Here is a 24905-nt window from a genome sequence, read left to right as displayed (position 1 = left end):
GTCCGGAACTGTAAGACTCAATTCCGTTCTGGAGCATTGCCGATGGAGCAAAACGTTTTTTTTCTGCCCCATGAAGGTCTGAAGCTCGCTGAGCTGGCAGAGTTTTTTGGGGCAGAACTCGCCAATCCCGATCATGCCGATGTCATCGTCAGATCCGTGGCTCCCCTCAACCGGGCCCGGGCAGGCGATGTCTGCTATATCCTGTCGCGCCGCAGCCGCGATGAGCTGGCGACATGCGAAGCCTCGGCGGTGATCTGCGACAAGGCGCTCGTCGATCTCATCCCCGAGCACATTCCGGTCATTCTGTCGTCCAATCCGCACGCAGCCTTTGCGATGGCGGGCGGTCTGTTTTATCCCGCGGCCTTGCGCCCGGTCGTCTTTTCCAGTGAAAGCGAGATCGCGCCAAGTGCTGTGATCGATCCGAGCGCCAAGCTCGAAAAAGGTGTGATCGTCGAGCCGATGGCCGTCATCGGTGCGCATGCCGAGATCGGCGAGGGGACGCGCATCGGTGCGCACAGCATCATCGGCCCGGGCGTCAAGATCGGCCGGGATTGTTCGATTGCGGCCGGCGCGAGCATTCTCTGCGCGCTGATCGGCAATGGCGTCATCATTCACAACGGCGCCCGCATCGGCCAGGATGGTTTCGGCTATGCCCCGGGCCCGCGCGGTATGATCAAGATCGTCCAGATCGGCCGGGTGATCATCCAGGACAATGTCGAGATCGGCGCCAACACCACGATCGATCGCGGCGCCATGGACGATACGGTGATCGGCGAAGGCACCAAAATCGACAACCAGGTTCAGATCGGCCACAACGTTCAGATCGGCCGCCACTGTGCCGTCGTCGCCCAGGTCGGCATCGCCGGCAGCACAAAGATCGGCAATGGCGTGCAGATCGGCGGCCAGGTCGGCATCAAGGGGCATGTGACGATCGGCGACGGCGTGCAGATCGCCGCCAAAAGCGGTATCATGACCGACCTTGCCGCCGGCGGGCAATATGGCGGCGTACCCGCGCGCCCGCTAAAAGACTATCTGAGAGAGGCTGCGCAGCTGATGTCCAAGACCAAGCAGCGCGAGAGTAAACCTGGAGGCAAGCAAAATGACTGAGGAAGCCACGACAACGCTTTCTTCGGCTGACATCATCGAGATCATGAAGCTGCTGCCGCATCGTTACCCCTTCCTCTTGGTCGACAAGATCATCGAGATCGACGGCGACAACAGCGCGATCGGCATCAAGAACGTCACGGCGAACGAACCGCATTTCACCGGCCATTTTCCGGAAGCTCCGATCATGCCGGGCGTTCTCCTGATCGAAGGCATGGCTCAGACTGCGGGCGCGATCTGTGCCAAGAAGGAAGGCCAGCCGGGCAACCTCGTCTATTTCATGACCATCGAGAATGCGCGCTTCCGCAAGCCCGTCGTGCCCGGCGATCGCGTTGAATTCCATGTCAAGAAACACAAGCAGCGCGGCAATATCTGGAAATTCCATTGCGACGCCAAGGTTGACGGCGCGCTTGTCGCCGAGGCCGATATCGGCGCGATGATCGTTCGTAAGGATCAGGCATGAGCAATATCGCCGAAAGCGCCCTTATTCATCCGATGGCCGCCGTCGAAGACGGTGCCGTTATCGGTGAGGGCGTCAAGATCGGTCCCTTCTGCCATGTCGGGTCGCACGTCGTCCTGCATGCGAATGTCGAGCTTTTGTCGCATGCGGTCGTTACCGGCCGCACCGTGATCGGCAAGGGCACGCGCATCTTCCCGATGGCCGTCATCGGCGGCGATCCGCAGAGCGTGCATCACGGCGGTGAGGAGACGACGCTGACGGTCGGCGCCAACTGCACGATCCGCGAAGGCGTGACGATGAATACCGGCACCTCCGACTTCGGTGGCCAGACGATCGTCGGCGACAACAACCTCTTCCTCGCCAATTCCCACGTTGCGCATGACTGCCGCGTCGGCAATCACGTGATCATGTCGAACAACGTCATGCTCGCCGGCCACGTCGTCATCGAGGATCGTGTCATTCTGGGCGGCGGTTCTGCCGTTCACCAGTTCACCCGTGTCGGCCGTCAGGCCTTCGTCGGCGGGCTCTCGGCGGTCAGTTACGACGTCATTCCCTACGGCATGCTGAACGGCAATCCCGGGCTGCTGAGCGGCCTCAACGTCGTCGGCATGACGCGCGCCGGCATCGACCGCGCCGTCATTCACCGGGTGCGTCGCGCCTACAAGGCGATCTTTGAAGGAACGGGCTCCGTCCGCGAAAACGCCGCCGCCATCCGCGACGAATATGCCGATTGCGAGCAGGTGGTCCACATTCTCGACTTCATCGCCGCCGATAGCGACCGCGCCTTGTCCTCGCCGACCCGGGGGCAGAAGGGCTAGCCCGTGACATTTTCCGGCGAAACCGCTGCGGGCCGGCTGGCGATCATCGCCGGCGGCGGTCTTCTGCCTTCCTATGTCGCCGAAGCCGCGCGCGCCGCCGGCGAAAATCCGGTCATCGTCGCGCTGAAGGACGAAAGCGACCGGCGTTGGGAAGGCTATGACCACGCTGTCATCGGTATCGGCGATTTCGCCGCCCTCGATGGGTTGCTCAACCGGTATGGCATTGGCCGTGTCGTGATGTCGGGCAGTGTGCGCCGCCGCCCGGAATGGCGCGAGGTGCGCCCGACGCTGCGCATCCTGATGAAAGTGCCGGCCGCCATCCGCACCTTGCTGTCCGGCGGCGACGATACGGTTCTGCAGATGGTGATCCGCCTGATCGAGGGAAACGGCCGCCGCGTCGTTGGCGCCCATGAAATCGCCCCCGACCTGCTTGCCTCCGTCGGCCCGCTTGGTGCTGTGGCGCCCGGCGAGGACGACCGGCGTGATATCAGCCGTGCTGGCGAAGCCGCCGAAATGCTCGGCCGGCTCGATGTCGGGCAGGGCGCCGTCAGCATCGGCGGGCGTGTCGTCGCGCTGGAGGGTCTTGAAGGCACGGATGAGATGCTGGACCGCGTGACGGGTCTCAGAGCCGCCGGACGCATCTCGCCACGCCGCCGCGGCGCACTCGTCAAGCTCTGCAAGCCGCAGCAGGATATCCGCGCCGATCTGCCGGCGATCGGCGTATCCACGGTGCTGAACGCGAGGAAAGCCGGCCTTGCCGGTGTCGTCGTTGAGGCCGGCCGTTCACTGGTGCTCGATCGCGCCGCCGTCATCAAGGCCGCCGACGAGGCCGGGCTTTTCGTCTGCGGCATCGATCGCGGCCTGCCGGCATGGGGGCTTGTATGAACGGGGCGCCGCTGAAGATCGCCGTCATTGCCGGTGAGGTGTCGGGGGATCTGCTCGGCGCCGATCTCATCGCCGCCCTGAAACGGATTCATAGCGGACCGGTGGAACTGGTCGGCGTCGGCGGCGAGGCGCTGCAAGCAGAAGGCCTGAGATCGCTGTTCGATTTCTCCGAGTTGTCGATCATGGGCATCACCCAGGTGCTGAGCCGGCTGCCAAAACTCTATACCCTGATCCGCCGGACGACGGCTGAAATCATCGCCGCAAGGCCGGACATTCTTCTCATCATCGACAGCCCGGATTTCACCCATCGCGTTGCAAAGCGCGTCCGCACCGCGCTGCCCGATCTGCCTGTTGTCAATTATGTCTGTCCGAGCGTTTGGGCCTGGAAGGAATATCGCGCCACGCGCATGCTCGGCTATGTCGATCATGTGCTCGCCGTCCTGCCCTTCGAGCCGGAAGTGATGCGCACGCTCGGCGGCCCGGAGACGACTTATGTCGGCCATCGCCTGATTGCCGATCCGGCATTGCTCGAGGCGCGGCGGCTGCGCGCCGGCAGGCAGCCCGGCAACGGCCCGATCCTTCTTCTTCCCGGTTCGCGTTCATCCGAGATCAAGAATCTCGTGCCTTATTTCGAGGCCGCAGCGAAGGAGCTTGTTGCCCGCAATGGGCCGATTCGCTTCATTCTGCCGACGGTGACGCACAAGGAGGCGCTTGTCCGCGAAATGACGGCGGGGTGGGCGGTAAAACCGGAGATCGTCGTCGGCGCGGAAGCGAAATGGAAAGCCTTCTCCGAAGCCGATGCAGCCATGGCGGCGTCCGGAACTGTCATTCTTGAGCTGGCGCTTGCCGATGTGCCCGTCGTCTCCGCCTACAAGGTCGACTGGATCATGCGGTTGCTGACATCAACCATCAAGACCTGGACAGGCGCGCTGCCAAACCTGATCGCCGATTACGCGGTCGTGCCGGAATATCTCAACGATATCGTTCGCGGCGCCAGTCTCGCCCGCTGGATGGAAAGGCTGTCGGCCGACACCTACCAGCTGAAGGCGATGAAGGAAGGCTATGACCTTATCTGGCAGCGCATGCAGACCGAAAAGCCGCCCGGCGAGCATGCCGCCAAGATCCTTCTCGATGTCCTGAAAAAGAAAAAACCCGGCCGTTTCTGACCGGGTTTTCTTTTAGGCTTTGAAGCGATCAGCGCTTCGAAACCGGGATATAGTCGCGCTTGGGTTCGCCGACATAGAGCTGGCGCGGACGGCCGATGCGCTGTTCCGGATCCTCGATCATCTCGTTCCACTGTGCGATCCAGCCGACGGTGCGGGCGAGCGCGAAGAGCACGGTGAACATGGTCGTGGGGAAGCCCAGCGCCTTCAGAGTGATGCCGGAATAGAAGTCGATATTCGGATAGAGCTTCTTCTCGATGAAATATTCGTCGGTGAGCGCGATGCGCTCCAGCTCCATCGCCACTTCGAGCAACGGGTCGTCCTTGATGCCGAGTTCGCCCAGCACTTCATGCGTCGTCTTCTGCATGATCTTGGCGCGCGGATCATAGTTCTTGTAGACGCGGTGGCCGAAGCCCATCAGGCGGAACGGGTCGTTCTTGTCCTTGGCGCGGGCGATATATTCCGGGATGTGGTCGACTGTGCCGATTTCGTTCAGCATGTTGAGCGCTGCTTCGTTGGCGCCGCCATGTGCAGGCCCCCAGAGGCAGGCGATGCCGGCCGCGATGCAGGCGAACGGGTTGGCGCCCGACGAACCGGCGAGACGGACGGTCGAGGTCGAAGCGTTCTGCTCGTGATCGGCATGCAGGATGAAGATGCGGTCCATGGCGCGAGCAAGCACCGGATTGACCACATATTCCTCGCAAGGCACGGCAAAGCACATGCGCAGGAAGTTCGACGCATAGTCGAGGTCGTTCTTCGGATAAACGAAGGGCTGGCCGATATGGTATTTGTAGGCCATGGCGGCGAGCGTCGGCATCTTCGCGATCATACGCAGGCTGGCGACCATGCGCTGGTGCGGATCGGTGATGTCCGTGGAGTCGTGATAGAAGGCCGACAGCGCGCCGACGCAGCCGCACATGACGGCCATCGGATGCGCATCGCGGCGGAAGCCGGTGAAGAAGCGGCTCATCTGCTCATGCACCATGGTGTGGTGCGTGACGCGATAATCGAAATCCTTCTTCTGCGCGGTGGTCGGCAGTTCGCCGTAGAGAAGCAGGTAGCAGACTTCCAGGAAGTCGCCATGCTCGGCGAGCTGCTCGATCGGATAGCCGCGATGCAGCAGAACACCTTCGTCGCCGTCGATGTAGGTGATTTTCGATTCACAGGATGCGGTCGAGGTAAAACCCGGATCGTACGTGAAGGAAGCCGTGTTCTTGTAGAGGGCACCGATATCGATGACGCTCGGGCCGATCGTGCCGCTCTTGACGGCAAGGTCGACAGATTTGTCACCGATTTTTATTGTAGCGCTTTGATCCGTCATGCTGATCCTCCGAAATGGCGGTGGCGCCTTAAAAGCGCCATAGGGGTTAAGCGTCCTCACCGATAGCTATATGATCGCGAAGCTAATGCCAAGTTACCGTGACGGCATTTTGTGCATTGCGGTATCACCTTTTAGGCACTGCAGCGATGAGCCGCGTGCATATCGGAAGCTGATGATTCGACTGGTCTTTTGGCACTCGCGATTTTCCCTCATATTTCAATCGATTATTCTTGCCGGATTTGATGGGAGGTTGCATTCTGGCCGCCTTGGCGGGTGAGCTTGGGCGGCGGATGCAGGAATTGACGACAGTCGAATTGCGGCCGGAAGCAGGCGCCGGCCTTGCCGATACCTCCGGTTTTTCTCCCCCTGCCGTGGTGTCGCGGCCGGCAAGGACGCAGTCGGCGACACCGTTGCGCCATCGCCTGCCGGCTTTGGCCTCGCAATCGCTGCGTGCCGGCAGGCGCATGCTGGGCGAGGAGGCGGATCATGGCCGCCTGCTGCTATTCTCGCCGGTCTTCCTCGGCGCCGGATCAGTCTTCTGGTTTCTTGGAGCATCGGATTTTCCGGTCATTGCACCGCTGCTCTGCCTGTTGGTGCTTACGACCGCGGTTCTGATCGCCAGCCGTATGCGGGCGGCATTGCGGACCGTCCTGCTGGCGCTTGCACTTATGGCCGGTGGCATGGTCTCGGCGGAGTTCGAAAGCTGGCGGGCTTCGACCGTGATCCTCGACTCCGCCGTGACGACGACGGTGACCGGCCGTGTCGAACGGCGCGAAGGCGATGGTCGCGGCCGGTGGCGCTACATTCTGGCCGTCACCGGCACCGAGGCGCCGCAGGTGAAGCGGCCGCCGGAACGGATAACCGCGATCGCCCGCGGCGCCGACGCGCCTTTCGAGATCGGTGACATCATCACCGGCAGGGCTCGGCTGACACCACCGTCAGGCCCAGCACTTCCAGAGCTCAACGACTTCTCTTTCGGGGCCCATTTCGATGGCATCGGCGCCAATGGTTTCTTCTACGGCGCGCCGACGAAAGTCGATTTGCAGGCAGGCCCGCAGGCTGCCAGATCGACGGCGGAAGCCCTGCTCGAATGGCTTTACCGGCTGCGCAGCGGCATCGGCGACCGCATCCGATCGATTCTGCCCGGCGACACCGGCGCTTTTGCCGCTGCTCTGGTGACGGACGAACGGCGCGCCATCTCGAATGCGACCACGGAGGCGCTGCGCCAGTCCGGTCTGGCGCATATCATCGCCATCTCAGGACTCAACATGGCGCTGTCGGCCGGCATCTTCTTCGTCGGCTTCCGGATGCTGCTCAGCCTCTTTCCCGGCGTCGCCCAGGCCTATCCGACGAAGAAGATCGCCGCCGCCGGCGCGCTCATCGCCGTCACGGCCTATTTCCTGATCTCCGGCTTCGCGGTCTCGGCCGAACGCGCCTTCATCATGATGGCCATCATGCTGATTGCCGTCTTCTTTGACCGGCCGTCGATCAGCCTGCGCAATGTCGCTCTCTCCGCGCTCGTCATCCTCGTCATTTCGCCCTCCGAAGTCCTGGGGCCGAGCTTCCAGATGTCCTTTGCCGCAACCTTGGCGCTCGTGTCGGGCTATCAGCTGTGGAAGGATCGGCGCGTCCGCGAGAATGCCTTCCTGAAGCTGCCGATCGTCAGGCCTTTCGTCGCGGTTGCGGGGTTCTTCGGCGGTGTCTTCCTGACCTCGCTGATCGGCGGTTTCTCCACCGCACTGTTTTCGATCGAGCATTTTCATCGCCTGACCGCCTACGGCCTGCCGGCAAACCTCGCGACGATGCCGATCATCTCCTTCATCATCATGCCGGCCGGGTTGCTGGCGATGCTGCTCATGCCTTTCGGTCTGGACGTTTTGCCTTGGAAGATTGTCGGATTCGGCCTCGATCTGGTGATCGCCGTCGCCAAGACCGTGTCCGGCTGGGGTGGCGACATCGGCATCGGCCGCTTGCCCGCCTGGTATTTCGCGGTCGCCGTGGCAGGCTTCCTGCTGCTGACGCTGCTCCGCACTCGGCTGCGCCATATGGGCACGTCGATCATGTCAGTCGCAACGCTCATCCTGCTGCTTCTGCCGGTTCCCCGGCCGCCGGATCTGGTGATTTCGGAAGATGGCAGTCTCGTCGCGGTCGTCGAGGCGGCGGCAATGGCCTCCAACCGTGAAAACCCGCCGGATTTCATCTTCGACCAATGGCAGCGCGCGCTGGTCCTGCCGGCGCATGACCCGCCGAAGATGCTGGATGGTCCTGCTGTCCCGCCAGCGGGAGAGGACCGCCGCGTCAAGCTCTCCCGCGATCAGCAGAACGAAGCGAGGGCGGCGATGCGGGCGGCTGCAGCCGGCGGTGACGCAAACCGCTTTTCCTGCGTCAAGAAGGCCTGGTGCATATCAAGGCTTGGCAACGGTCATGTGGTCGCCGTCATCGACAATGCCGCCTATCTCGCTCCGGCCTGCGATGCGGCCGATATCGTGGTAACGTCGGTCCGCCTGCGTTTCAACAGCTGCCGCTCAGGCGCGACGCTCTTCACCGGCGAGACGTTGCGCCGGACCGGTTCCGTCGAGCTGCGGTTCGCGGAGGCCGGCATGGAGGTCACAACCGCATTCGATGATCTGTGGCGGCCATGGATCCGCCATCGCGCCTATGACTGGCGCAGCAACAGCTTTGTCGAAACCGGCCTGCAGGGTGTCAGTGATAGCGGCGAATAAGGCCGACGAGTTTGCCCTGCACCTTGACGCGGTCTGGCCCGAAGATCCGGGTCTCGTAAGCCGGGTTGGCCGCTTCCAGCGCGATCGAGGCGCCCTTGCGGCGGAAGCGTTTGAGCGTCGCTTCTTCGTCGTCGACGAGAGCAACGACGATGTCGCCAGGGCTTGCGGTGCTGCCATTGCGGATGATCACGGTGTCGCCGTCGAAAATGCCGGCGTCGATCATCGAATCACCCTTGACCTCCAGCGCGTAGTGTTCACCGGAGCCGAGCATATCGGCCGGAACGACGATGTCGTGGGTGTTGTTCTGGATTGCCGAGATCGGAACGCCGGCGGCGATCCGGCCCATGACCGGCACGGAGACTGAGTTGCCATTGTCGGCGACGGGTTTTGCAGGAGCGGGAGTGGCGACCGGCTGGGGCTTGCCCAGGCTGCCCTCAATGACGCTCGGCGAAAAGCCGCGCCGGGGCTGGATGCTGGGGCTATAGGCCTCCGGAAGCTTGATGACCTCGAGTGCGCGGGCCCGGTTCGGTAGGCGGCGAATGAAGCCACGCTCCTCGAGCGCAGTAATCAGCCGGTGAATCCCGGACTTCGAAGCGAGATCCAGGGCGTCCTTCATTTCGTCGAAAGACGGCGGAACGCCGGATTCCTTCATGCGCTCATGAATGAAGAGGAGAAGCTCCTGTTGTTTGCGCGTGAGCATCGACGTTGTGACCTCGTGATTGAAACAAATCCAGAACAGACACTATATGTTCCATATGTGTTCCGCAAGTAGCTAAATTTCCGTAAAACTTGGCGCCAACTCGTTGAGATTTTTATTTTCATTCGCCGGATTGGCCGACAAGTCTTGCCTTGCGCGGCACTGTCGCACATCTCTGCCGTGTGAGGAGAGGGGATACCATGAACGAGCATTCCGCCAAACCACGCCCGCTGGATCATGTCGTGCTGCCGGTCGTCAATATCGATCTGGCGCGCGAGAGGCTCGGCAAGCTGGGCTTTACCGTTGCCGCCGATGCGCGTCATCCCTTCGGAACGGAGAATGCCTGCGTCTTTTTTGCCGATAAGACCTATCTGGAGCCGCTCGGGATTGCGAGCGTTAGGGAAAGTGAAGCATCGGCGCGGCAAGGCAATGTCTTCACCGCCCGCAACCGCGCCTTCCGATTCCGCTGCGGCGAGGAAGGGCTTTCGGCGGTGGCCTTCGGCAGCGAGGATGCCGATATCGATCATCGGAATTTCGTCGGCGACGGAGCGAGCGCCGGCGAGATGCTGGCGTTCAGCCGGCCGATGACGATGCCGGATGGTTCTGAGAGCATTGCCGGCTTCAGGCTGGCCTTTGCCGGCGACCTGCGCGCGCCCGATCTCTTTCTCTTCACCGTCGAGCGCGTCAATCCGCTGCCGGCCGACCGCGGCGCGCTGGAGGCGCATGCCAATGGCGTCACCGGCATTGCCGAGGTGGTGCTTTGCGCGCCCGATGCGGCTGCCTTCGCCGCCTTCGTCAGTCTTGCCAGCGCGCAATCGGCAGTCGAGAACACCGGTTTCGGCGTCAAGATCGCGGCGTCGAATGTGAAAATCAGCCTGATGACGCCGGAGGGTTTGGAGGCCTATTTCGAGGTCGCTGTCCCATACGCCGACCGCGGCCTGCGCGGCCGGGCGATTCTCTTCGCTGTCGCCGATCTTGCCGTGACAGAAGCGCATTTGGCTGCTAACGGGGTGACATATACGCGCAAGAACAATCGCATTCTGGTGAAGCCCGCGCCCGGGCAGGGCACGCTTTTCGCCTTCGAGGAAACACGATGAGCACAGATACGAATTCCCAAGTCAAGATCGGCGAGGGCCAGGGCCAGGTCACCTTTTCCAACACCGGCCGCCTGTCGCTGATTGCCGGCCCTTGCCAGATGGAGAGCCGCGACCACGCCTTCATGGTGGCCGGCACGCTGAAGGAGCTTTGCGGAAAGCTCGGCATCGGCCTCGTCTACAAGAGCTCCTTCGACAAGGCGAACCGCACTTCGCTTTCGGCCGAACGCGGCATCGGCATTGAAAAGGGCATGGAGATCTTTGCCGACCTCAAGAAGGAATTCGGCTTTCCCGTCCTGACCGACGTTCATACCGCCGAACAATGCGCCGAGGTGGCAAAGACCGTCGATGTCCTGCAGATCCCGGCCTTCCTTTGCCGCCAGACCGATCTTCTCATCGCCGCCGCCAATACCGGCCGCGTCGTCAATGTCAAGAAGGGCCAGTTCCTCGCTCCCTGGGATATGAAAAACGTCCTGAAGAAGCTTAACGCCAGCGGCAATCCGAACGTGCTGCTGTGCGAGCGCGGCGCCTCGTTTGGCTACAACACGCTGGTTTCCGACATGCGTTCGCTGCCGATCATGGCGTCGATGGGTGCTCCCGTTGTTTTCGACGCCACCCATTCCGTGGCGCAGCCGGGCGGGCAGGGCGATTCCTCGGGCGGCCAGCGGGAATTCGTTGAAACGCTGGCGCGCGCAGCGGTGGCGACCGGCATTGCCGGCGTCTTCCTCGAAACCCATCAGGACCCCGACAATGCGCCTTCCGACGGACCGAACATGGTCTATCTCAAGGACATGCCGCGGCTCCTCGAAAAGCTGCTTGCCTTCGATGCGGTCGCCAAGGCCTGATTACCCAGCTTGACGTTCAACAGTCTGACATGATCGCGCTATAAGCATGTCGCGCAAAACCAAAGAGCAAAGCGCGGACCAAGCGAATGTTAGAGATCGCGACGCGCTTTCGTCCACATCGGAACGCTGGTTCGAAGGCTGGCAATTGCGGCATTGTAATTTGCTCGCCTTCGATTAAGACAGGTTTCGAACGACTTATCACCCACTGAGCAGGAAGAACCCATGACTGCAATCACCGATATCATCGCCCGCGAGATTCTCGATAGCCGTGGCAATCCCACCGTCGAAGTCGATGTCTATCTCGAAGACGGCAGCATGGGCCGCGCGGCTGTTCCCTCGGGCGCCTCGACGGGCGCGCATGAGGCGGTCGAACTGCGCGACGGCGGCAAGCGCTACCTCGGCAAGGGCGTCCAGAAGGCGGTCGATGCCGCCAACACCGAGATCTTCGATGCGATCGGCGGCATCGACGCCGAAAACCAGATCCAGATCGACAACATCATGATCGAGCTGGACGGCACGCCGAACAAGTCGCGCCTCGGCGCCAACGCCATCCTCGGCGTGTCGCTCGCCGTCGCCAAGGCTGCCGCCCAGGCCTCCGGCCTGCCGCTCTACCGTTATGTCGGCGGCGCTTCCGCCAGCCTGCTGCCGGTGCCGATGATGAACATCATCAACGGCGGCGCCCATGCCGACAACCCGATCGATTTCCAGGAATTCATGATCCTGCCGGTCGGCGCCGATACGATCGCCGAAGCCGTGCGCATGGGTTCGGAAGTCTTCCATACGCTCCGCAAGGAACTTGCCGCACAGGGCCACAACACCAATGTCGGCGACGAAGGCGGTTTCGCACCGGGCCTGAAGAGCGCTTCCGAAGCCCTCGACTTCATCGTCAAGTCGGTCGAAAAAGCCGGCTACAAGCCGGGTGAGGACATCTACCTCGGCCTCGATTGCGCCTCGACGGAATTCTTCAAGGACGGCAAATATGTTCTCGAAGGGGAAGGCCGCACGCTCGAATCGGGCGCCATGGCCGAATATCTGGCCGAACTCGCCGCCAAGTACCCGATCATCTCGATCGAGGACGGCATGGCTGAGGACGACTGGGATGGCTGGAAGACGCTGACCGACCTGACCGGCAAGAAGACCCAGCTCGTCGGCGACGATCTCTTCGTCACCAACTCTGCCCGCCTTCGCGATGGCATCCGCATGGGTGTCGCCAACTCGATCCTCGTCAAGGTCAACCAGATCGGCTCGCTGACCGAAACCCTCGACGCCGTCAACACGGCGCACAAGGCAGCCTATACCGCCGTCATGTCTCACCGCTCCGGCGAAACGGAAGATTCGACCATCGCCGATCTCGCGGTCGCCACCAACTGCGGTCAGATCAAGACCGGCTCGCTGTCGCGTTCCGACCGTCTTGCCAAGTACAACCAGCTGATCCGTATCGAAGAAGGCCTCGGTCCTCAGGCCCAGTATGCCGGCCGCTCGATCATTCGCGGCTGATCGCATCTGATTTTCAACGGTTCGACCCGCGCCTCTCCGGCGCGGGTTTTTTGTTGCTCTTTTTTAGAGTCAACGAACGGTTAATCTCTGCGCTGTAGATTGAGCGAATTGGTAATGCGTTCAAGAGCATGCGTGTATGTGGACAAAGCATCATAAGAAGAGAAAGCTCGGCCGCTTCGTCATTCCGGCCATGACGGTCGCCTTCCTTTCCTATTTCGGTTATCACTGCATTCACGGCGATTACGGCCTGCGCGCGACGGAAGCGTTCGAGCACCAGCGTGTCGCGCGTGAAAAAGAGCTTGCAGTCTTGAAGACGAAGCGCGAACATCTGGAAAATCAGGTCGCGCTGCTCAGTGACGGCTCGCTCGACAAGGACATGCTGGACGAAAAAGCGCGCTATCAGCTCAATGTGTCGCGCGCGGACGAGATCGTCATATTCAACCATTATTCCAATTAACCGGAAACAGGTTAATTGGAATTTCAGGCGTTTTATCAACGATTTAGCGCCGAATACGAGCCATGCAATTATGGCATTGCTGTGGTCATATTTCTTCCCTATGGTACGCGCCACCAAGAACCGACAAACCCATAGGGAGGGTTGAATGGCGCCGCGAAAGACCGCGACCGTTTCCAGCCGCAAAACTGCAGCAAAACCCGCAGCCAAAGCATCGAATGGAGGCCCGGTAGCCGACTTCGATCGCGATGAGGAGCTCAAGGCCTATCGCGAAATGCTGCTGATCCGCCGCTTCGAGGAGAAGGCCGGTCAGCTTTACGGCATGGGCTTCATCGGCGGCTTTTGCCACCTCTACATCGGTCAGGAAGCTGTCGTCGTCGGCATGCAGATGGCGCAGAAGGAAGGCGACCAGGTCATCACCGCCTATCGCGACCACGGCCATATGCTGGCGACCGGCATGGAAGCGCGTGGCGTCATGGCGGAACTGACCGGGCGCCGCAGCGGCTATTCCCACGGGAAGGGCGGCTCGATGCACATGTTCTCGAAAGAGAAGCATTTCTACGGCGGTCACGGCATCGTCGGGGCCCAGGTCTCGCTCGGAACCGGTCTGGCTTTCGCAAACAGCTACCGCGGCAACGGCAATGTCTCGATCGCCTATTTCGGCGACGGCGCTGCCAACCAGGGCCAGGTTTACGAGAGCTTCAACATGGCGGCTCTCTGGAAACTGCCGATCGTCTATATCGTCGAGAACAACCGTTACGCCATGGGCACCTCGACCGCCCGCGCCACGGCGCAGTCGAACTATTCGCTGCGCGGCTCCGGCTTCGGCATCCCCGGCATTCAGGTCGATGGCATGGACGTTCGCGCCGTCAAGGCGGCGGCCGACGAGGCGCTCGAACATTGCCGCTCCGGCAAGGGCCCGATCATTCTCGAAATGCTGACCTATCGTTATCGCGGTCACTCCATGTCCGATCCGGCGAAGTATCGCTCCAAGGACGAAGTGCAGAAGATGCGCTCCGAGCATGACCCGATCGAACAGGTCAAGGCGCGCCTCATCGAAAAGGGCTGGGCCTCCGAAGACGATCTGAAGGCGATCGACAAGGATGTCCGCGACATCGTCGCCGACAGCGCCGACTTCGCCCAGGCCGATCCGGAGCCGGATGCATCCGAGCTCTACACCGACATTCTGCTCTAATCGGGGGAGGGAACCCATGCCTATCGATATCCTCATGCCCGCCCTCTCTCCGACGATGGAAGAAGGCACGCTGTCCAAATGGCTGAAGCAGGAAGGTGACAAGGTCACCTCAGGCGACGTGATCGCCGAAATCGAAACCGACAAGGCGACGATGGAAGTCGAAGCCGTCGATGAAGGTGTCATCGGCAAGCTGCTCGTCGATGCCGGCACCGAAGGTGTCAAGGTCAACACCAAGATCGCCGTGCTGCTGCAGGATGGCGAATCCGCCGCCGATCTCTCCGCCGCCAAGCCGGCCGCAGCAGCCGCGCCTGCCGTTGCCCAGGAAGAGAAGCCGACCGAAACCGGTTCGGCCTCCGCGCCGCTTCCGGCCGAGCCGAAGGCCGTCGTTCCGAATGACCCCGAAATTCCTGCCGGCACCGAAATGGTGTCGACGACCGTGCGCGAAGCGCTCCGCGACGCCATGGCCGAGGAAATGCGCGCCAATGAAGACGTCTTCGTCATGGGCGAAGAAGTTGCCGAATATCAGGGCGCCTACAAGGTCACGCAGGGCCTGCTGCAGGAATTCGGCCCCCGCCGCGTCATCGATACGCCGATCACCGAGCACGGCTTTGCCGGCGTCGGCGTCGGCGCTGCCATGGCTGGGCTTCGCCCGATCGTCGAATTCATGACCTTCAACTTCGCCATGCAGGCGATCGACCATATCATCAACTCCGCCGCCAAGACGCTCTATATGTCCGGTGGCCAGATGGGTGCTCCGATCGTCTTCCGCGGCCCGAACGGTGCTGCAGCTCGCGTCGGCGCCCAGCACAGCCAGGACTATGCTGCCTGGTACTCCGCAATCCCCGGCCTGAAGGTCGTCATGCCTTACACGGCATCCGACGCCAAGGGCCTGCTGAAGGCTGCGATCCGCGATCCGAATCCGGTGATCTTCCTCGAGAACGAAATTCTCTACGGTCAGCACTTCGATGTGCCGAAGCTCGACAATTTCGTCCTGCCGATCGGCAAGGCCCGCATCCATCGCCCGGGCAAGGACGTCACGGTGGTCTCCTTCGGCATCGGCATGACTTACGCGACCAAGGCGGCGGCCGAACTCGAAAAGATCGGCATCGACGTCGAACTGATCGACCTTCGCACCATTCGCCCGATGGACCTGCCGACCGTTATCGAATCGGTGAAGAAGACCGGCCGTCTGGTCACCGTCGAGGAAGGTTATCCGCAATCGTCGGTCGGCACCGAAATCGCCACCCGCGTCATGCAGCAGGCCTTCGATTATCTCGATGCGCCGATCCTGACGATTGCGGGCAAGGACGTTCCGATGCCCTACGCCGCCAATCTCGAAAAGCTCGCACTTCCGAACGTCGGCGAAGTCGTCGATGCGGTGAAGGCTGTTTGCTACAAATAAGGGGAGGGCAGCTCGATGCCGATCAATATCACGATGCCCGCCCTCTCTCCGACCATGGAGGAAGGCAATCTTTCCAAGTGGCTGGTCAAGGAAGGCGACAAGGTCAAATCAGGCGATGTGATCGCCGAGATCGAGACCGACAAGGCGACGATGGAAGTCGAAGCCGTAGATGAAGGCACGGTCGCCAAGCTCGTCGTTGCCGCCGGCACCGAAGGCGTCAAGGTCAACGCGCTGATTGCGGTTCTCGCCGCCGATGGCGAGGATGTCGCCGCTGCCGCAAACGGTGCGGGTTCTGCCGCTCCGGCGCCCAAGGCTGAAGCCGCGCCTGCGCCGAAGGCCGAGGCTGCACCGGCTCCGGCCCAAACCGCTCCGGCTGCAGCACCGGCACCTGCCGCTGCACCCGCATCGGTTTCGGCTGATGGCAACCGCACCTTCTCTTCGCCGCTCGCCCGCCGTCTGGCCAAGGAAGCCGGCATCGACCTTTCGGCAGTGACAGGCTCCGGCCCGCATGGCCGCGTCGTCAAGAGCGACATTGAGGCGGCTGTTGCCGGCGGTGGCGCCAAGGCTGCTGCTGCGCCTGCACCCGCTGCCGCCCCGCAGGCTGCTGCGCCGGCTCCGGCCGCTGCCGCACCGAAGGGCGCCTCTGAGGAAGCCGTGCTCAAGCTCTTCGAGCCGGGCTCCTACGAGCTCGTGCCGCATGACGGCATGCGCAAGACGATCGCCAGGCGCCTGGTCGAATCCAAGCAGACGATCCCGCATTTCTACGTCAGCGTCGATTGCGAGCTCGATGCGCTGCTGGCGCTGCGCGCCCAGTTGAACGATGCGGCGCCGCGCAAGGACAACGCTCCGGCCTACAAGCTCTCGGTCAACGACATGGTCATCAAGGCCATGGCGCTGGCGCTGCGCGACGTTCCGGATGCCAATGTCTCCTGGACCGACAGCAACATGGTCAAGCACAAGCACGCCGATGTCGGCGTCGCCGTCTCGATCCCCGGCGGCCTGATCACGCCGATCATCCGCAAGGCCGAGGAAAAGACCCTGTCGACGATCTCCAACGAGATGCGCGATCTCGGCAAGCGGGCCAAGGACCGCAAGCTGAAGCCTGAGGAATATCAGGGCGGCACCAGCTCGGTCTCGAACATGGGCATGATGGGCGTGAAGAACTTCGCTGCCGTCGTCAACCCGCCGCATGCGACGATCCTCGCGGTCGGCGCAGGCGAACAGCGGGTCGTCGTCAGGAAGGGCGAAATGGCGATCGCCACCGTGATGTCGGTCACGCTCTCGACCGACCATCGCTGCGTCGATGGTGCACTCGGCGCCGAGCTGCTCCAGGCCTTCAAGGGCTACATCGAAAACCCGATGGGCATGCTTGTCTGATAGCAGCGCGGAGGCGGAAATGACCAAGACCGTTCTTTGCTATGGTGACTCGCTGACCTGGGGTTATGACGCCGAGACGATCGGCCGTCATGAGTACAAGAATCGCTGGCCGAGCGTGCTTCAGGCAGCGCTCGGCAGCGAGGCGCGCGTCATCGCCGAAGGCCTGAATGGGCGCACGACCGCTTTCGACGACCACCTCGCCGATTGTGACCGCAACGGTGCGCGCATCCTGCCGACGATCCTGCAGACGCATGCACCGCTCGACCTCGTCATCCTTCTGCTCGGCACCAACGACATGAAGCCGGTCGTGGCGGGGTCCGCCTTTGCCGCCTGCCAGGGCATCAGCCGTCTCGTGCGGCTCATCCGCAATCATGCCTGGCCCTTCGAATTCGATGGGCCGGAGATCTTGATCGTGGCGCCGCCGGCGATCTGCGCGACGGGCAATGTGCCCTTTGCCGCATCCTTTCCCGGCGGCATCGAGGAATCGGCCAAGCTCGCAACGCTTTATCGTGATCTTGCCGACGAACTCGGCTGCGGCTTCTTCGACGGCAACTCCGTCGCCAAGACCACGCCGATCGATGGCATTCACCTTGATGCGGATAATACGCGTGCGCTCGGACGCGGGCTGGAATCGATCGTGCGGATGATGCTGGGGATCTGACCATGACCTCCTTCATCGCCCTCCGGCAGGCCTCACGGCGGGATGCTTCGGAGCTGGCGATTCTGGCGGATATCGCCTCGCGCGGTTTTGCCTCCTGGCTCTGGTTCGCCGATGTGGCGACCGGCATGAGTGACACGCCGCTGGAGCGGGGCCGGCTGAAGATGAGCGAGGAAGAGGCTGTCGGCGGCTGGCGGGATGCCGTCATCGCCGAGGCCTATGGCGAGGTCGCAGGCGTGGCGATCGGCCACGCGCTGGAGGAAGGCATAGATAAGATCGAGGCGACAGTTCCGGCGACCGAGCCGATGCTCGCCTTGCAGAAAACGGTTGTGGGTAGCTGGTTCATCGGCAGTCTCGGCGTCTATCGCCACCTGCGCGGCATCGGCATCGGACGCAGATTGCTGGAGGATCAGATCGAAAGGGCCGATCGCCGCTCCGTCAGTCTCATTACCGCAAGTGATAACGAAGCGGCTTTGTCGCTTTATGGAAGAAACGGATTCTTGGAGGCTGCGCGTGCCGATGCCGTGCCGCTCTTCGATAACAGCAAGAGACACGCGTGGGTGCTCATGACCCGCAGCGCAGCGTAACAAAGGCAGGAAACACATGGCTGAATCCTACGACGTCATCATCATCGGTTCGGGTCCCGGCGGCTATGTCGCCGCTATTCGCGCCAGCCAGCTTGGCCTCAAGACCGCGATCGTCGAGCGCGAGCATATGGGCGGCATCTGCTTGAACTGGGGCTGCATACCCACAAAGGCGCTGCTGCGCTCGGCCGAAGTCCTCGATCATGCAAATCACTTCAAAGATTACGGTCTCGTTCTCGAGGGCACGGTCAAGCCGGATGCCAAGGCCGTCGTTGGCCGCTCGCGCGCCGTCTCTGCCCGTCTCAACGCGGGCGTCGGCTTCCTGATGAAGAAGAACAAGATCGACATCATCTGGGGCGAAGGAAAGCTTTCCAAGCCCGGCGAGATCGTCGTCGGCAAGTCGTCGAAGGCCGTCGTCGAGCCGCAGCACCCGCTGCCGAAGAACGTCAAGGGCGAGGGCACCTATACCGCCAAGCACATCATCATCGCCACCGGCGCCCGCCCGCGCGCGCTGCCCGGCATCGAGCCGGACGGCAAGCTGATCTGGACCTATTTCGAGGCGCTGAAGCCGGATGCGCTGCCGAAGTCGCTGATCGTCATGGGCTCGGGCGCGATCGGCATCGAATTCGCAAGCTTCTATCGCTCGATGGGCGTCGACGTGACGGTCGTCGAAGTCATGCCGACCATCATGCCGGTCGAAGATGCCGAAATCACCGCGATTGCCCGCAAGCAGCTTGAAAAGCGTGGCCTCAAGATCTTCACCAGCGCCAAGGTTTCGAAGGTCGAGAAGGGCGCCGGCAGCGTCACCGCACATGTCGAGACGTCCGATGGTAAAGTACAGCAGATCACTGCCGACCGGTTGATTTCGGCCGTCGGCGTTCAGGGCAACATCGAAAATCTTGGCCTCGAGGCGCTTGGTGTGAAGACCGACCGCGGCTGCGTCGTCGTCGACGGTTACGGCAAGACCAATGTCGCCGGCATCTATGCGATCGGCGATGTCGCCGGCCCGCCGATGCTGGCGCACAAGGCAGAGCATGAGGGCGTCGTCTGCGTCGAAAAGATCGCCGGCTTGCCGAACGTTCATCCCACAGACAAGGGCAAGGTCCCGGGCTGCACCTATTGCAATCCGCAGGTCGCCTCCGTCGGCCTCACCGAAGCCAAAGCCAAGGAGCTGGGCCGTGACATCCGCGTCGGTCGCTTCTCCTTTGCGGCAAACGGCAAGGCGATCGCGCTTGGCGAAGACCAGGGCATGGTGAAGGTGATCTTCGATAAGAAGACCGGCGAACTGCTCGGCGCCCATATGGTTGGCGCTGAAGTCACCGAGCTCATCCAGGGCTTCGTCGTCGCGATGAACCTCGAAACAACCGAGGAAGAGCTGATGCACACGATCTTCCCGCATCCCACCGTGTCGGAAACGATGAAGGAAGCGGTGCTCGATGCCTACGGCCGTGTATTGAATGCTTGATAATTTCCCAATCCGCCCTGTATCACGGGGTGGAAAAAACGAAAGGAAATCATCATGTCTATGGAGACGCAGGCGTTGCTGGTATTTCTGCTGATCGGCCTGGTTGCAGGCTTCCTCGCAAGTCTGGTCGTCGGCGGCGGCGGGTTGATAAGATGCCTGCTGAGCGGCATCATCGGCGCCTTCGTCGGCGGTTATCTGTTCAGCGCGCTCGGCATTTCGCTGGGCATCGAGAACGCGCTGGTTGTGCAGATCATCCACGCCACGGTCGGCGCCATTATCGTGGTTCTGATCGCAAGAGCGGTCGCTTAAGGGGCAAAAGAGGGCAGGAATGGAAGGCGTCGGCTGGATTTCGGCAATCATCATCGGCGGACTTGCGGGCTGGCTCGCCGGCAAGCTGATGGAAGCGCGATACGGGATTTTCCTGAACATCGTGCTCGGCATCGTCGGCTCGGTCGTCGCCAGCGCCGTCCTCGCGCAGTTCCATGTCCAGGTGGTCGGCGGACGGCTCGGTTACTTCGTGACGGGTTTCCTCGGCGCCTGCCTGTTGATATTCCTTGTGCGACTGGTGCGGCGCTAGATCCGAATGATGTGCCGCATAGAGGCGGTAGAAAGCTGAAACTGCAATGGTGACCATCCTCGACACGATCAATCCCGACGCCAAGCGTGTGCGCCATCCGGAGAAGGCGCATCGCCCGGACACGGAAGTCATGCGCAAGCCGGACTGGATTCGCGTCAAGGCGCCGACCTCCAAGGGTTATGCCGAGACGCGTGCGATCGTGAAGGAGCACAAGCTCGTCACCGTCTGCGAAGAGGCCGGTTGCCCGAATATCGGCGAGTGCTGGGACAAGAAGCACGCGACCTTCATGATCATGGGCGAGATTTGTACCCGCGCCTGCGCCTTCTGCAATGTCGCCACCGGCAAGCCGAATGCCCTCGACATGGCCGAGCCTGAGAATGTCGCCAAGGCAGTCAAGGAGATGGGCCTCAGCCACGTCGTCATCACCTCGGTCGACCGTGACGACCTGGCAGACGGCGGCGCCGAGCACTTCGAAAAGGTGATCTGGGCAATCCGGGCGGCCTCGCCGATGACGACGATCGAGATCCTGACGCCGGACTTCCTGAAGAAGCCTGGAGCGCTGGAACGGGTCGTCGCCGCCAAGCCCGACGTCTTCAACCACAATATGGAGACCGTGCCCGGCAATTATCTGACGGTTCGCCCCGGCGCCCGCTACTTCCATTCCATTCGCCTGCTGCAGCGGGTGAAGGAACTCGATCCCACCATGTTCACCAAATCAGGCATCATGGTCGGCCTCGGCGAAGAACGAAACGAAGTCCTCCAGCTGATGGACGATCTGCGCACCGCCGACGTCGATTTCCTGACGATCGGCCAGTACCTGCAGCCGACCCGCAAGCACCACAAGGTCATGAGCTTCGTCACGCCCGACGAGTTCAAGTCCTACGAGACCGTCGCCTACAGCAAGGGTTTCCTGATGGTCGCCTCGAGCCCCCTGACCCGCTCCTCGCACCATGCCGGCGACGACTTCGCGCGATTGCGGGCGGCACGGGAGAAGAAGCTGCTGATGGCCGCCGAGTAAGATCCGGTACTTGCTTTTTGAATGAACCGCGGCGATTTTTGCCGCGGTTTTTCTTTAAGCAATCGACGATGAACGGCACATCCGGATTGAAATCGACGCTGGTCGAAGCCGACCGTATCCTGGTGATCGGCTGTCCCGGCAGCGGCAAGAGCACGCTGGCAAAGCGGCTGTCGCAAGCGCTCGGCCTTGATTACATATCGATGGATCGCGACTTCTACTGGCTACCGGGGTGGCGAAAGAGGCAGCGCGACGAGATCGACAGCCTGATCGCCAAGGCGGTGGCGAAAGAATGCTGGATCATGGATGGAACCGGGCTCAGTTCCTTCCATTTGCGCCTTCCGCGTGCCGAAACCGTCATTTGGCTTCGGTTGCCCAGATCTGCCTGCCTGTACGGAGCAATATCGAGAGGCTTGCGCTATTTCGGGCGCAACCGTCCCGAGCTGCCTGCCGGCTGTCCCGAACACCTCTCGCTGGGCTTACTTGCCTATATCTGGAATTTCGAGCGGGATGCCGCCCCCTTGATCGAAGCAGCACTTCGGGATTATCGGCTTCTCAATTCCACTGTCATCATAAGATCGCGAAAGGCAGCTCGCCGCTTCGCCGTTCTCGCGCATGGGCTCAAGGGAGTTGCATGATGGACCTGAGGGCAGAGCTGACACCGCGACAGCAGATCGCCGATCTCAGACTGGCTGCGCAGCATATCGGTACAGCACGCCGCATCCTCGTCATGGGCTGCTCGGGCGGCGGTAAATCCACTCTGTCGTTGAAGATCGCCACACGCTTCCGGCTTTCCTATATTTCGCTTGACCGCGACGTCTTTTGGCTTCCCGGCTGGGTGACGCGCGACAGGGGCGAGCAGAGAAATATCATCGCCAGCCGGATACTCGAAGAACGTTGGATAATGGACGGCACGAACCCATCCTCCTTAGACATTCGGCTACCGCGCACCGATTTCGTCATCTGGGTGCGCATGCCGCGGCTTCTCTGCATCTGGGGCGTGGTCAGTCGGTGGGTGAGATGGATCGGCCGCACCCGGCCGGAAATGGCGGCGGGTTGCATTGAGAAGATCGATTGGGAGTTTCTCCGCTTCATCTGGACCTTCGAAGACAAGTTCGTGCCTCGCATTATCTCCGGCATGGCCGAGCACGGCCCTGATGTGCCCGTTCTCCAGCTAAAATCCCGTCGTGAGGTGCGCGAGCTTCTTGATCTTCTCCACGCGCCCGCTTAATTGCCGCCTATGCCGCAATTCGAAACGCACCGTCCCGTCCCGCACACGCCCGAACAGATGTTCGATCTCGTCGCCGATGTCGAGCGCTATCCGGAATTCCTGCCGCTCTGCGAAGCGCTGACCATTCGAAGCCGCAAGGAGCGCGACGGCAAGATCCTGCTCGTCGCCGACATGACGGTTGGCTACAAGGCGATCCGCGAGACCTTCACCACACAGGTGCTTCTGAACCGGGCCGAGCAGGTCATCGAGGTCAAATATATCGATGGCCCCTTCAAATATCTCGACAATCGCTGGCACTTCTCGGAGATGCCGACTGGCGGCTGCACCGTCGATTTCTTCATCGATTACGAGTTCAAGAGCCGCATTCTCGGCGCGTTGATGGGTTCGATGTTCGACCGCGCCTTCCGCATGTTCACCGAAGCCTTCGAGACCAGGGCAAACAGGATCTACGCTGCGGCCTGACGGGACGATTACCCTTTCAGCCGGCGAAGAGCGAATGCACCATCTCCAGCGCCGTCCTGACCGTCGCCAGCCGAACCTCGCCGCGGCCGATTTCGCCATAGAGCATCTTTCGGTGGATGAGCGCGCCGGCGCGCGATTTGGCGGCGAGATGCACGAGGCCGACCGGTTTTTCCGCCGATCCACCGCCGGGGCCGGCAATACCGGTGACGGCAACGGCGATCTCGGCGCGCGAGCGGAAGAGGGCGCCATGCACCATCTGCCGCGCCGTTTCCTCGGAGACCGCCCCGAAGCGCTGCAGCGTTTCCGCCTGCACGCCGAGCATGTCCACCTTGGCGCTATTCGTATAGGTGACGAAGCCGCGATCGACGACGGCGGAGGAGCCCGATATCTCAGTCAGCGCCCCGGAGATCAGCCCGCCGGTGCAGGATTCGGCTGTGGACAGCATCAGCCCGGCGGCCGTGAACTCACGGATGATCGTCTCCGCCGTCGAAATGATATCCGGAGGAAACAGGCTCATCACTTTCTCCCGCGATAGACGACGGTTGCCGTCGCAATCGCCGCAATGCCTTCGCGCCGGCCGACGAAGCCGATCGTCTCGTTGGTCGTCGCCTTGACCGAGCAGCGCTCGATATCGATGCCGAGATAATCCGACAGTTTCGCCCGCATGGCGTCGCGATGCGGGCCGACCCGCGGCGCTTCGGCGATCAGCGAGACATCGGCATTCATGATCGTGCCGCCGCGCTCGCGCACAATCCGGGCAGCGTGTTCGATGAAGATCTTTGAGGGCGCGCCCTTCCATTGCGGATCGGACGGTGGGAAATGATCGCCGATATCGCCGGCACCGCAGGTGGCAAGCAGCGCATCCGTCAGCGCATGCAGCGCGACGTCGGCATCGGAGTGGCCTTTGAGCTTCTGGTCATGCGGAATGAACACGCCGCAGAGTGTGACACCATCGCCGGCTTCGAGCTGGTGCACGTCGTAGCCGTTGCCGGTGCGCACGTCCGGAAGCAGCGAAGCCGACAGCTTACCGTCGGCCATGGCGATATCGTCCTTGACCGTCAGCTTGACGTTATCGGCCGTGCCCTCGACGATCGTCACCGGAATGCCCAGCCATTCGGCGATCGAAGCATCGTCGGTGAAATCGCTTCGTCCGCTGGCGGCCGCCTTCTCATGCGCATCGAGGATCGTTTCGAAGGCGAAGGATTGCGGCGTCTGCGCCGCATAGAGGTGCTCGCGCGAAACCGTCGCCAGCACGGTGCCGGTGCTGTCGGCGCGTTTCAGCGTATCGGTGACCGGGATCGCCGGCAACACCGCCTGCGCGCCGTTGCCAAGGCTGTCGGCAATACGATCCAGAAGCTCATGGTCGAAGAACGGCCGCACGGCATCATGGATCAGCACGTGGCTGATCTGCTTGTCCTTGAGGTATCTGAGGCCGGCCAGCACGGATTGCTGCCGGGTCGCGCCGCCATGCACCGTTTCGATCGGCGTTGCCGAGATGATGTGGCGGAAAGCTCTTGCAAACAGCGCCTCGTCATCGGGATGAATGACGACGACGATCTGCTTTGCCGCTTCCCATGTCATGAAGTTTTCAAGCGTATGGACGATAACCGGCTTGCCGCCGATCATGCGATACTGCTTGGGGCCTTCCTTGGAGGATCCTGCGCGCTCGCCGCGGCCGGCGGCGACGATGACAATTCCAGCCGATATCGGTTGCTTAGAAGGCATTTGCAGCATAAATCCCCTAATTATGCGGAATTGACCCGAGTGCTCTAACGTCTTGCTTTGGCGTTTTCCAGCATCTGCCCGAAAAATATCAATTCCCATCCCAGCCCCCTTGGCAAGCTAGGGAATAGTGGCTAAAAATAATGCAGTTCTATT

At 61.8% G+C, this 24905-nt stretch carries 26 protein-coding genes; 22 read left to right on the top strand and 4 right to left on the bottom strand.

From position 1 onward, the window contains the following. Positions 1–42: 42 nt before the first annotated feature. Genes lpxD through lpxB form a run of 5 tightly spaced genes read left to right on the top strand, consistent with a single transcriptional unit; the run spans position 43 to position 4433 of the window. On the top strand, positions 43–1107 hold the full coding sequence (gene lpxD, locus FHT69_RS08000) for a UDP-3-O-(3-hydroxymyristoyl)glucosamine N-acyltransferase (RefSeq protein WP_183905166.1): 1065 nt from the start codon (positions 43–45) through the stop codon (positions 1105–1107). Next, the gene (gene fabZ, locus FHT69_RS07995) at positions 1100–1567 is read left to right on the top strand and encodes a 3-hydroxyacyl-ACP dehydratase FabZ (RefSeq protein ID WP_047614969.1); all 468 of its coding nucleotides are present in this window, start codon (positions 1100–1102) and stop codon (positions 1565–1567) included. The genes lpxD and fabZ overlap by 8 nt, the downstream gene beginning before the upstream one ends. After that, the gene (gene lpxA / locus FHT69_RS07990) at positions 1564–2382 is read left to right on the top strand and encodes an acyl-ACP--UDP-N-acetylglucosamine O-acyltransferase (RefSeq protein WP_047614971.1); all 819 of its coding nucleotides are present in this window, start codon (positions 1564–1566) and stop codon (positions 2380–2382) included. Before fabZ ends, lpxA begins: the two co-directional genes overlap by 4 nt. Before the next feature lie 3 nt (positions 2383–2385). Further along, the gene (locus FHT69_RS07985) at positions 2386–3267 is read left to right on the top strand and encodes an LpxI family protein (RefSeq protein ID WP_183905165.1); all 882 of its coding nucleotides are present in this window, start codon (positions 2386–2388) and stop codon (positions 3265–3267) included. Beyond that, positions 3264–4433 (top strand): lipid-A-disaccharide synthase, encoded by a 1170-nt coding sequence (gene lpxB, locus FHT69_RS07980; protein ID WP_183905164.1) that lies wholly within the window; start codon positions 3264–3266, stop codon positions 4431–4433. The genes FHT69_RS07985 and lpxB overlap by 4 nt, the downstream gene beginning before the upstream one ends. A 28-nt stretch (positions 4434–4461) precedes the next feature. Here lpxB and gltA read toward each other — a convergent pair whose 3' ends face one another. Further along, positions 4462–5751, bottom strand: a complete 1290-nt coding sequence (gene gltA, locus FHT69_RS07975) for a citrate synthase (protein WP_047614976.1) — start codon at positions 5749–5751, stop codon at positions 4462–4464. A gap of 290 nt (positions 5752–6041) precedes the next feature. Between gltA and FHT69_RS07970 the strand changes: the two genes are divergently transcribed. Further along, positions 6042–8474, top strand: a complete 2433-nt coding sequence (locus FHT69_RS07970; protein WP_183905163.1) for a ComEC/Rec2 family competence protein — start codon at positions 6042–6044, stop codon at positions 8472–8474. On the opposite strand, the gene lexA is transcribed toward FHT69_RS07970, so the two are convergent. Next, the gene (lexA, locus tag FHT69_RS07965; protein WP_003539306.1) at positions 8455–9174 is read right to left on the bottom strand and encodes a transcriptional repressor LexA; all 720 of its coding nucleotides are present in this window, start codon (positions 9172–9174) and stop codon (positions 8455–8457) included. The two genes, FHT69_RS07970 and lexA, sit on opposite strands and share 20 nt — an antisense overlap. A gap of 197 nt (positions 9175–9371) precedes the next feature. On the opposite strand from lexA, the gene FHT69_RS07960 reads away from it, so the two are divergent. The 16 genes from FHT69_RS07960 (at position 9372) to FHT69_RS07885 (ending at position 23027) form a co-directional block, all read left to right on the top strand. Then, the gene (locus FHT69_RS07960) at positions 9372–10268 is read left to right on the top strand and encodes a VOC family protein (protein WP_183905162.1); all 897 of its coding nucleotides are present in this window, start codon (positions 9372–9374) and stop codon (positions 10266–10268) included. Then, positions 10265–11110 (top strand): 3-deoxy-8-phosphooctulonate synthase, encoded by an 846-nt coding sequence (gene kdsA / locus FHT69_RS07955; RefSeq protein ID WP_047614980.1) that lies wholly within the window; start codon positions 10265–10267, stop codon positions 11108–11110. The genes FHT69_RS07960 and kdsA overlap by 4 nt, the downstream gene beginning before the upstream one ends. Positions 11111–11332: 222 nt before the next feature. Further along, positions 11333–12607, top strand: a complete 1275-nt coding sequence (gene eno / locus FHT69_RS07950; protein ID WP_047615742.1) for a phosphopyruvate hydratase — start codon at positions 11333–11335, stop codon at positions 12605–12607. Positions 12608–12743: 136 nt separating this feature from the next. After that, positions 12744–13064 carry an FtsB family cell division protein gene (locus FHT69_RS07945; protein WP_047614982.1) on the top strand — a complete coding sequence of 107 codons (321 nt, stop codon included), beginning with the start codon at positions 12744–12746 and terminating at the stop codon, positions 13062–13064. Positions 13065–13209: 145 nt separating this feature from the next. Further along, the gene (gene pdhA / locus FHT69_RS07940) at positions 13210–14256 is read left to right on the top strand and encodes a pyruvate dehydrogenase (acetyl-transferring) E1 component subunit alpha (protein WP_047614983.1); all 1047 of its coding nucleotides are present in this window, start codon (positions 13210–13212) and stop codon (positions 14254–14256) included. Between the two features lie 16 nt (positions 14257–14272). Next, positions 14273–15658 carry a pyruvate dehydrogenase complex E1 component subunit beta gene (locus FHT69_RS07935; RefSeq protein WP_063475513.1) on the top strand — a complete coding sequence of 462 codons (1386 nt, stop codon included), beginning with the start codon at positions 14273–14275 and terminating at the stop codon, positions 15656–15658. Positions 15659–15673: 15 nt separating this feature from the next. After that, entirely contained in the window at positions 15674–17035 is a 1362-nt protein-coding gene (locus FHT69_RS07930) for a pyruvate dehydrogenase complex dihydrolipoamide acetyltransferase (RefSeq protein ID WP_047614985.1), read from the top strand. Positions 17036–17054: 19 nt separating this feature from the next. Continuing rightward, on the top strand, positions 17055–17696 hold the full coding sequence (locus FHT69_RS07925) for an SGNH/GDSL hydrolase family protein (RefSeq protein WP_047614987.1): 642 nt from the start codon (positions 17055–17057) through the stop codon (positions 17694–17696). 2 nt (positions 17697–17698) lie between these two features. Further along, positions 17699–18280: a GNAT family N-acetyltransferase gene (locus FHT69_RS07920; protein WP_063475514.1), complete on the top strand. Its 582-nt coding sequence runs from the start codon at positions 17699–17701 to the stop codon at positions 18278–18280. A gap of 16 nt (positions 18281–18296) precedes the next feature. Then, a complete protein-coding gene (gene lpdA / locus FHT69_RS07915) occupies positions 18297–19742 on the top strand; it encodes a dihydrolipoyl dehydrogenase (RefSeq protein WP_063475515.1) in 1446 nt (481 codons plus the stop codon). A 54-nt stretch (positions 19743–19796) separates the two neighbouring features. Continuing rightward, on the top strand, positions 19797–20051 hold the full coding sequence (locus FHT69_RS07910; protein ID WP_003539329.1) for a GlsB/YeaQ/YmgE family stress response membrane protein: 255 nt from the start codon (positions 19797–19799) through the stop codon (positions 20049–20051). A gap of 19 nt (positions 20052–20070) precedes the next feature. Further along, entirely contained in the window at positions 20071–20319 is a 249-nt protein-coding gene (locus FHT69_RS07905) for a GlsB/YeaQ/YmgE family stress response membrane protein (RefSeq protein ID WP_047614990.1), read from the top strand. A gap of 46 nt (positions 20320–20365) precedes the next feature. Then, positions 20366–21337, top strand: coding sequence for a lipoyl synthase (lipA, locus tag FHT69_RS07900; RefSeq protein WP_063475516.1), 972 nt, complete (start codon positions 20366–20368; stop codon positions 21335–21337). A 68-nt stretch (positions 21338–21405) separates the two neighbouring features. Beyond that, complete coding sequence (locus tag FHT69_RS07895) at positions 21406–21972, top strand: AAA family ATPase (RefSeq protein ID WP_183905161.1); 567 nt, start codon at positions 21406–21408, stop codon at positions 21970–21972. Next, complete coding sequence (locus FHT69_RS07890; RefSeq protein ID WP_063475518.1) at positions 21969–22565, top strand: hypothetical protein; 597 nt, start codon at positions 21969–21971, stop codon at positions 22563–22565. Before FHT69_RS07895 ends, FHT69_RS07890 begins: the two co-directional genes overlap by 4 nt. Before the next feature lie 9 nt (positions 22566–22574). Beyond that, complete coding sequence (locus tag FHT69_RS07885; RefSeq protein WP_047614994.1) at positions 22575–23027, top strand: type II toxin-antitoxin system RatA family toxin; 453 nt, start codon at positions 22575–22577, stop codon at positions 23025–23027. A 16-nt stretch (positions 23028–23043) separates the two neighbouring features. On the opposite strand, the gene FHT69_RS07880 is transcribed toward FHT69_RS07885, so the two are convergent. Both FHT69_RS07880 and FHT69_RS07875 read right to left on the bottom strand, forming a co-directional pair. Next, a complete protein-coding gene (locus FHT69_RS07880) occupies positions 23044–23544 on the bottom strand; it encodes a CinA family protein (RefSeq protein WP_183905160.1) in 501 nt (166 codons plus the stop codon). Then, on the bottom strand, positions 23544–24761 hold the full coding sequence (locus tag FHT69_RS07875; protein WP_047614998.1) for a bifunctional 2-C-methyl-D-erythritol 4-phosphate cytidylyltransferase/2-C-methyl-D-erythritol 2,4-cyclodiphosphate synthase: 1218 nt from the start codon (positions 24759–24761) through the stop codon (positions 23544–23546). Before FHT69_RS07875 ends, FHT69_RS07880 begins: the two co-directional genes overlap by 1 nt. Positions 24762–24905: the final 144 nt, after the last annotated feature.

The sequence above is a fragment of the Rhizobium sp. BK008 genome (genome assembly GCF_014197345.1).
Classification (GTDB): Bacteria; Pseudomonadota; Alphaproteobacteria; order Rhizobiales; family Rhizobiaceae; genus Rhizobium; species Rhizobium anhuiense.
Note: the sequence above shows the minus strand (reverse complement) of the source record. Positions and strands in the feature narration are given on the sequence as shown.